The organism is Microbacterium testaceum, assembly GCF_001476285.1.
In the GTDB taxonomy this organism is placed as follows: Bacteria; Actinomycetota; Actinomycetes; order Actinomycetales; family Microbacteriaceae; genus Microbacterium; species Microbacterium testaceum_B.
This window is the reverse complement of the sequence record NZ_LDRU01000050.1, coordinates 1-7,294: the sequence shown is the minus strand read 5'-3', so window position 1 is coordinate 7,294 and position 7,294 is coordinate 1. Positions and strand designations below refer to the sequence as shown.

The following is a 7,294-nucleotide window of genomic DNA, read 5'->3' as shown; positions in this document are numbered from 1 at the left end:
GCCCGTGCCGTCGACGCCGAAGGCGCGTCGCGCGGCGTCCGAGCGCAGCACCGGGTCGGCCTCGGCGGGGATCTCGCGACATGACCGCGCGCCGTCGCCCGTGGTTGCCACGCGCGTGGACGTCGCCGCGCTCGTCGAGCCCGAGGTCGCGGGACGAAGGGCCGGGCTGACCGAGACCACCCCGGGCAGCGCAGCCAGCTGTGCGAACGACGACGGCGGCGCCTGCACGACGATGGTCGGGAGCGACCGCGTCACCGCGACGACCGTACCGAGGGCGGCGACGGCGTCGACGGCGGTGTTCTGCGCTACCGCGTCGGAGAAACGCGCGGACACGGTGACCTTGCCGTCGACGACCTCGAGACCGCCGGCGACGTTCACACCGACGCCCGCGACCGCACGCACGGCTTCGGATGACTGGAGGTCGACACCGGATGCCGCAAGGTCTCGCAACGGCGCGGCGAGAACGTTCGTCGAGCCCCATGCGGGAATGACCTGCGGGGGAGCGGGGTCGGCCGGAGTCGCGGCCGTCGCGGGCAGGGCCAGAAAGAGTGCCGCCGCCGAACCGAGAGCGATTCCGCGCACCGCGAAGCGTTTCCAACGTGTCATGAAGTGTCTTCTCCCCGCGGGCGTCCGATTCTGCCCTCAGCGCTCACATTAGGGGTTCTTAGTGAACTTTCAGATTCGCCGTCCGCCGTCCGGCACTGATGCGACCGACGGCGCGGCTCCCGCGCCGCGCCGCATCCCGTCACCGCCGCGCGCGCACCCGCGGCCGCACGACCGCCACGACACCCGCGGCGACCGCCCCGGCGCCTAGCATCGCGAGGGCAAGCGCCGACGATGCGTCGCTGCCGGTGCGGGGGAGCTGCCCGCCGCCCGCCGGGGCGGGTGAGGCGGTCGGCGTCGGCGTGGTCGTGGTCGTGGGAACCGGCGTGGGCTCGGGCGTCGGCGTCGGCTCGGGTGTCGGGGTCGGCGTGGGGGTCGGCGGCGCGACCGCGGCCAGCGCGGCGACCGCGTCGATGAGTCCGCTGCCGATCACGTTCGCGTCGACGGGCCCCGTGTACCCGGGAGGGCCGTCGATCGGACGACCGCTCCCGCTCAGCGCGGAGCGCGCGCTCGCCGCCGTCGCGTCGGGGCCGGCGACGGCGCGGACCAGAGCGGCGACGCCGGCCGCGGTGGGCGCCGCCGACGATGTCCCCGAGAAGCGGTAGATGCCCGGGGGATTCCCCTCCGCCGTGAAGAAGCTGGTTCGCACGCCGTCGACCGAGACGATGTCGGGCTTCGACGTGACCTGGGGGACCGGCAGGCGTTCCGACGGCTTCCCGTCGGCCGTGACCGGGGCGAACAGGTAGGTCGCGGGGCCGACGCTCGAGAAGTTGCGGAGGAGTCCCGGAGCCTGGACATCGGCGGCTCCCACGGATATCGCCGCAGGATCGGTGGAGTGGCCGAAGACCACCGGACCGACCGTCACACCGGCGGGCCACGTCGGGTACTGCAGCTCGAGTACCCCCGACCGCCGGATCGGAAGCGTGAGCTTCGTTCGGACATCCTTCTGCTTGTCCGTGCGTACGAGGGCGAACCGGTAGTCGCTGGTCTTGTAGTCCTCGTCCTTTGCACCGGTCTCCCAGTACGCGATGGCGGCGGGCATGCCTTCCTCGAATCGCGCGCCGACCGCGATCACCTTTCCCTCGCCGTCGAGGACGACGGGGAGCACCGCGACATCCACGGCGTAGGCGGGGACCGCCCAGTGCGTCACGGCACGGGCGTGCGCGCCGAAGGTACGGATCTTCACCCGGAGTTCCGCGTTGGCCTCCCCGTCGGGCGCGAAGTTCATGCAGTCCACTTCGTCGGCCGCGCTCTTCGTCGCGTCGATCACGGCCTGAGGGCACGGCATCCCGGTGAAGGTCTCCGACTCCCACGAGGACGTGAAGGTTCCGGCCGAGGTGCCGCCGACCTCGCCGGTCGACGCATAGTTTCCCGCGGCGCTCAGGTAGGTCGCACCGTCCGCGACGACGTCGGCCACGGCGTCGGCCACGATGCCCCGCTGGTAGACCGTCTCCCCGAACATGGCGACGTCATCGACGATGACGTCGGCACCGTTCGCGCGCAGATCGCGGATGGCATCGGCGAAGGTCGCCTGCGTGGTTCCGGCCGCAGTGAACATCAGGCGGGCGCCCGGGGCGATGCCGTGCACGTTCTGCAGCATCGCGCGACCCTCGTCCTCGTTGTCGTCATCGCCCTCCGTGAGGACCGTGACCGCTGTCGTGTAGCCGCAGGGGTTGCCCGGTCCGGGCAACGATCCGAGGGCGATGTCCTGCGCGGGAGTGGTGGCCGCATCGCTGGAGCGGTCGAACGAGTCGGAGATGACGCCGACGGTCACGCCGGCGCCGTCGACGCCGAACCGTTGACATGCCTCGTCGGAGCGCAGCACCGGATCGGCGTCGACGGGGACCTGCCGGCAGGATCCGCCGGCGGCCGCGGAGGCGGCCGCATCGTTCGCCGACGCGTCCGCGCGGGGCACGGCGGTCGTGCCGTCGGGCTCATCACCGCCGATGTCGGGGCGAAGGGCCGGGTCGACCGCGACGGCCCCCGGCAGCGCGGCGAGTGCCGGGAACGCCGACGGCGGCGCCTGCACGACGATGGTGGGCAGGGAGCGCGTGACGGCGGTGACGGTGCCGAGGGCCGAGACGGCGTCGACCGCGGCGCGCTGCGCCTCGGCGTCTCGAAAGCGGATCGACACGGTCACGGCATCCCCTGTCACGGTGAGACCGCCGGGGATGTCGACCGCGAATCCGGTCCCATCGAGCACCTCGGGGGATGCCGAGGGATCGACCCCCGATTCCACCAGAGCCTCCAGCGGTGCGGAGAGGACCGCGACCGTCTCGGGTTCGGAGGGGTACGGGGTCGGAGTCGCCGCCGTCGCGGGCAGCGCGGCGAAGAACACGGCGGCGGATCCGATGGCGATCCCGCGCAGGGCGATTCGTTTCCAGCTCGTCATGAAAGATGTTCTCCCCCGGGACGTTCGGCGACGTCCACAGCCCTCACAGTAGAGGCTCTCAGGGAACATCCAGCGAGAGCGACGCCCCGTACGCCCGCCACGCCTCGCCGAGTCGTTGCAGGCCGGCCTCGAGCACGTGCGCATCCGGGGTCACCGGGAGGCGGATGTGGTCGTCGGCATCCATATCCGAGGTGAACTGCGCCGACCCCGCGACCGAGACCCCGAACCCGGCCGCGTGCCGGGCGAAGGCCGTCGCGGACCCCGCGGGCAGTCGCGCCCAGATGCACAGGCCGCCCCGCGGAGGTCGCCACCGCCAGTCGGGCAGGTGGGTCTGGAGCAGTCGCACCGCCGTGACGGCGGCTTCGCGGTGCACCGTCGCGACGTCGCGCCGCAGGGCGGGGGCTTCGGCGAGCAGGTCGAGGGCGAGCATCTGCGCGGGAACACTGGTGGAGAGATCGGTGCTCTGGCGGAGGCCGCGCAGTCGCCGGACGAGCACCGGATCTCCGCGCAGCCACCCGACCCGCAGCCCCTCCCACGCCCACTTCGACAGCGATTCGACGACGACGATCGGCGCATCGGGCCGGAGGGCTGCGAGCGACGGCGGCGTCACCCCGTCGAACGACACGTGGGCGAGCACCCGGTCCTCGACCACGGTCACGCCGTGATCGGCGGCGAGATCGGCGATCCGCTGACGGACGGCCGGGCTCGTCTGCATCCCGGTCGGGTTGTGGTTGTGGGGGTTCAGGGCGATGAGCACGGGGCGACGCACCACGATCGCCATCTCGAGCGCCTCGACGTCGATCCCGTCGGGAGTGAGCCGGATGCCGTGCACGTGACCGCCGCGTCGGCGCACGGCATCCGTGAGTCCGGGCCAGGCGACCTCCTCGGTCAGCACGGTGTCGCCGGGGGAGACGACCTCGTCGACGAGCAGGCTGAGGGCCTGTTGTCCCCCGTGCGTCACGAGCACCTGCGCCGGCGTCGTCGGGGTTCCGTCCTCGGTCATCGCGAGGGCCATCGCGGCGCGAAGATCCGGGAGTCCCGCGGGGTCTGCCTCGACCGTGGTGGCGTCGAGCACGGGTCGATGATGTTGGACGATGTCGACCGCACGCGGCGAGATCGCGGGCACCGCACGCAGCAGGTTGATACTCGACGGCAGGGTCGCGTAGAGCGCCTCGCCCCGCCCGGCTGCTTGGCGCGCGGCCAGGGGAGCCGCGCCGGCGACGCGCGTTCCGCTGCCCTGGCGGCGGTCGAGGATTCCCTCGTCGTACAGGCGCGCATAGGCGCTCACCACCGTTCCGCGTGAGACGGCGACGGTGGCGGCGAGTGTCCGCTCGGACGGAAGGCGGTCGCCGCCGCGCAGCTCACCCTCGCGGACCAGGCGAGCGATCGCCTCGGCGAGGCTGGCGCTCAGGGTCGCGTCGGTCGTCGCCCAGCGCCCGAGCCGCGCCGCGAGGCGCTCCGCCGAGACAATGGCTGTGCGATGGTCCACCAGGCCGGAAGTGGATCTGTCAACGAGGGTCATAAACACCGATTGTGGGCCAATGACCCGATCCGACTCTCCCGAACTCGCATTTGTCAGTCCACTCACGCCCGATTGGACCATTGCCCGCCTGCTCGATTGGATCGCCGCGTCGGACGATCGGTGCCACGACGAGCGTCTCCTCGGGATCCTGGATGCCGTGGACCGCGCGCTGCACCCCTCTTCGGCTCTCGCGGCGACTCGTGTCGTCGTGTACGTGCGGGCGCTTGCCGCGCGGGTGTCGGCGGACCCGAGCGTGGGGGAGCGGGTGCTGGGCGAGGTGATCGTGGTTCGCGAGGTGTCTGCCTTGGCCGAGGCTCTCGTTCCCGCGTGAGGTGTTGTCGGTTCGCGACGTCGAGACGTCTGTGCCGGCCGCGGCTGTCGTTCCCGCGTGGGGTGCTGCCGGTTCGCGACGTCGAGAGGTTCGCGCTGGCTGGGGCTCTGGTTTGCGCGTGAGGTTCGCGCGTGACGTCGAGACGTTCGCGCTGGCTGGGTCTCTGGTTCGCGCGTGCGGTTCGCGCGTGACGTGAGCGCGGCCCGGCCGCCTAGGTCGCCGCAGGCGGGGTGCTGCGCTTCGGCAGGATCCGCGTGAACAGCACGAAGAAGAACGCCCAGAGCAGGACGCCGACCCCGAGGAACACCCCGATGACGGCGAGGTAGTGCCACGGGGTGTCGAGCGCGAACCATCCGCTCAAGAGCAGCGCGGGCAGCACGGTCACGCCCATGATCACGAAATGGACGAGCGTTTGCTTCCGCATGCTCCAGGTCTCGATCTGGTAGATCACGGATGCCCCCGACACCGCGGCCGCGATCACGCCGACCGCGAGCGTCGCGCGCCCGTCGTCGGGCTTCCCCTGGGCGAAGAGAGCGATGCCGATCGCGGTCATGATGACGAGGGGGATGCCCGCTCGAAGGAGCACAGCGCCGAGCAGCTTCATGGGGACAGCTTAGGGAAGGGGGATCCGGCCTCGGGGCGGGAGCGTCGATCGGGGAGGTATCACCGGCGTTGTGCGTGGTGCGTGGTGGGTGGTGCGTGGACATCGGGTCCGTCGGAGAGCCTTGAGCGAGCCCTGTTCCGAGCATCGGAGCCGATGTCGGACCCCCTCGCTAGCGTTGCATCATGGACACCACGGCACCCACGAACGACCGGCCGCGCTCGGTCGTCTCGTCCTGGGGCGTGCCGTGGCCGAGCGATGACGACCTGCTCGCCGACGCTCATTCGGCGTGGGCGATCGACCGAGGTCTCCTCGACCTGGATCCCTTTCCCGATGTGGTCCTGCCGGCCGACTCGGATGACTTCGACGGACGCGAACGCGGATCGGATGCGGGGCGGGCCGACCTCAGCCCCACCGAGCTCCTCGACGAGCTGGCGCGCCAGGTCCGCGAACGCCACCGCGCCACGGCGGCCGAGTACCGTCTGATCGCCTCCCTCTTGCGCGCGGCGCTGACCGACCCCGTTCCGTGGGTCGGTCCCGATCCGACGCTCGACCTCGAGTGGAGCGACCCCCGGCGACGCACGACCGCCGCCGTGCGCCGCGACCGCCGCGACATGGCGGAGCGTGCTGCCGTCGCGGAGATCGCGACGCGTCTGCGACTGTCGGAGCAGACTGTCCGCACGCGCGCGGCGCACGTGCACGTGCTGCAGACGCGGTGCCCCGAGGTCTGGAGCGCCTTCTCGGACGGCCTGCTCTCCGAGCGGCACGCCGTCGAGGCGGCCCGTTTGGCGACGTCGCTGCCCGCAGACCCTCGCGATGCGTCGTCGGTCGGCGCCGATGGGCCGGTTCCGGATGCCGAGGGCCCGGGCGACCTGTCGGGCGACGGCGACGGTGTTTCCGGCGACGGATTTCCTGGCGAGGGTGTTCCCGCTGGCGGAGATCGCGCTGACGGAAGTGCCGGTGGCGGAAGTGCCGGTGACGGGGTCCTCGACGGCGTCGCGGTGCTGCCTGACGAGACCGCGGACGCGTCCGACGGCACCACGTCGACCCCTCCCGAGCATCACGAGTCGTGGCGCGCCTTCGACGAGGGCGCTCTCGATCGCGCCCTGCGGCTTCCGCCCGCGCGCTTCACCGTCGCGGCTCGGGCGCTGCGCGAACGCGTGCACAGCGAGTCGATCGAGGCCCGCCATCGCCGCGCGGCTCGCGATCGCGGGGTGTGGGTGAGTCCCGAGCTCGACGGCATGGCGACCTTGACTGCCCTCCTTCCCGCGGATCGTGCCTATGACGCTCTGACCCGCGTCGACCGGATCGCGCGCCATCTTCGCGTCGCGCCCGACGAAGAACGCACCCTCGCGCAGCTGCGTGCCGATGCCGTCGCGGACCTGCTCACCTCGACCACGCCTATGCCTGTGAGGGCCTCGGCGAGCGGTCGCGCTCCGGCCGGTTCAGGCCGGCCGATCCCGGCGGGTGACGGGCCTGCCGAGGGTCGTCCGCCGGCCGCGGATCCTCTCCCCGTCTCCCGCGTGTCGACACTCAGCGACCTTCACCCCACCTCCGCCCGCGAGTCGCCGACACAGACACCGACGCCGACACAGACACCGACACGCCCACCGACGCCCACACGCTCACTGACGCCGACACGCCCACCGACGGCGACACGGCCACCGACGCCGACACACCCACCGACGCCGACGCAGCCACCGACGGCGCGCCCGGAACGCCGGCCCTGCGTCGTGGTCACCGTCCCCGCACTGACGCTCCTCGGCGCGGGACGCGAGCCAGCGACCCTCGACGGCTACGGCCCCATCGACCTCGATACAGCTCGTCGCCTCGCCGGCGAGGCGA

The 7,294-nt window shown here is 72.1% G+C and carries 6 protein-coding genes; 2 read left to right on the top strand and 4 right to left on the bottom strand.

Translation table 11 applies throughout. The annotated features are described in order from the left end of the window. The 3 genes from NS283_RS09550 to yczR form a co-directional block, all read right to left on the bottom strand. A partial coding sequence (locus tag NS283_RS09550) for a hypothetical protein (RefSeq protein WP_241492223.1) occupies positions 1 to 606 on the bottom strand: 606 nt, incomplete at its 3' end. A gap of 139 nt (positions 607 to 745) precedes the next feature. After that, positions 746 to 2,995, bottom strand: a complete 2,250-nt coding sequence (locus NS283_RS09545; RefSeq protein WP_058596633.1) for a S8 family serine peptidase — start codon at positions 2,993 to 2,995, stop codon at positions 746 to 748. Between the two features lie 58 nt (positions 2,996 to 3,053). Beyond that, a complete protein-coding gene (gene yczR / locus NS283_RS09540) occupies positions 3,054 to 4,517 on the bottom strand; it encodes a MocR-like transcription factor YczR (RefSeq protein ID WP_058596632.1) in 1,464 nt (487 codons plus the stop codon). 19 nt (positions 4,518 to 4,536) lie between these two features. Between yczR and NS283_RS09535 the strand changes: the two genes are divergently transcribed. Continuing rightward, the gene (locus tag NS283_RS09535; RefSeq protein WP_058596631.1) at positions 4,537 to 4,848 is read left to right on the top strand and encodes a hypothetical protein; all 312 of its coding nucleotides are present in this window, start codon (positions 4,537 to 4,539) and stop codon (positions 4,846 to 4,848) included. Between the two features lie 211 nt (positions 4,849 to 5,059). Here NS283_RS09535 and NS283_RS09530 read toward each other — a convergent pair whose 3' ends face one another. Beyond that, positions 5,060 to 5,452 carry a DUF3021 domain-containing protein gene (locus NS283_RS09530; RefSeq protein ID WP_058596630.1) on the bottom strand — a complete coding sequence of 131 codons (393 nt, stop codon included), beginning with the start codon at positions 5,450 to 5,452 and terminating at the stop codon, positions 5,060 to 5,062. A gap of 182 nt (positions 5,453 to 5,634) precedes the next feature. Here NS283_RS09530 and NS283_RS09525 point away from each other — a divergent pair. Beyond that, a partial coding sequence (locus tag NS283_RS09525; RefSeq protein WP_081317352.1) for a DUF222 domain-containing protein occupies positions 5,635 to 7,294 on the top strand: 1,660 nt, incomplete at its 3' end.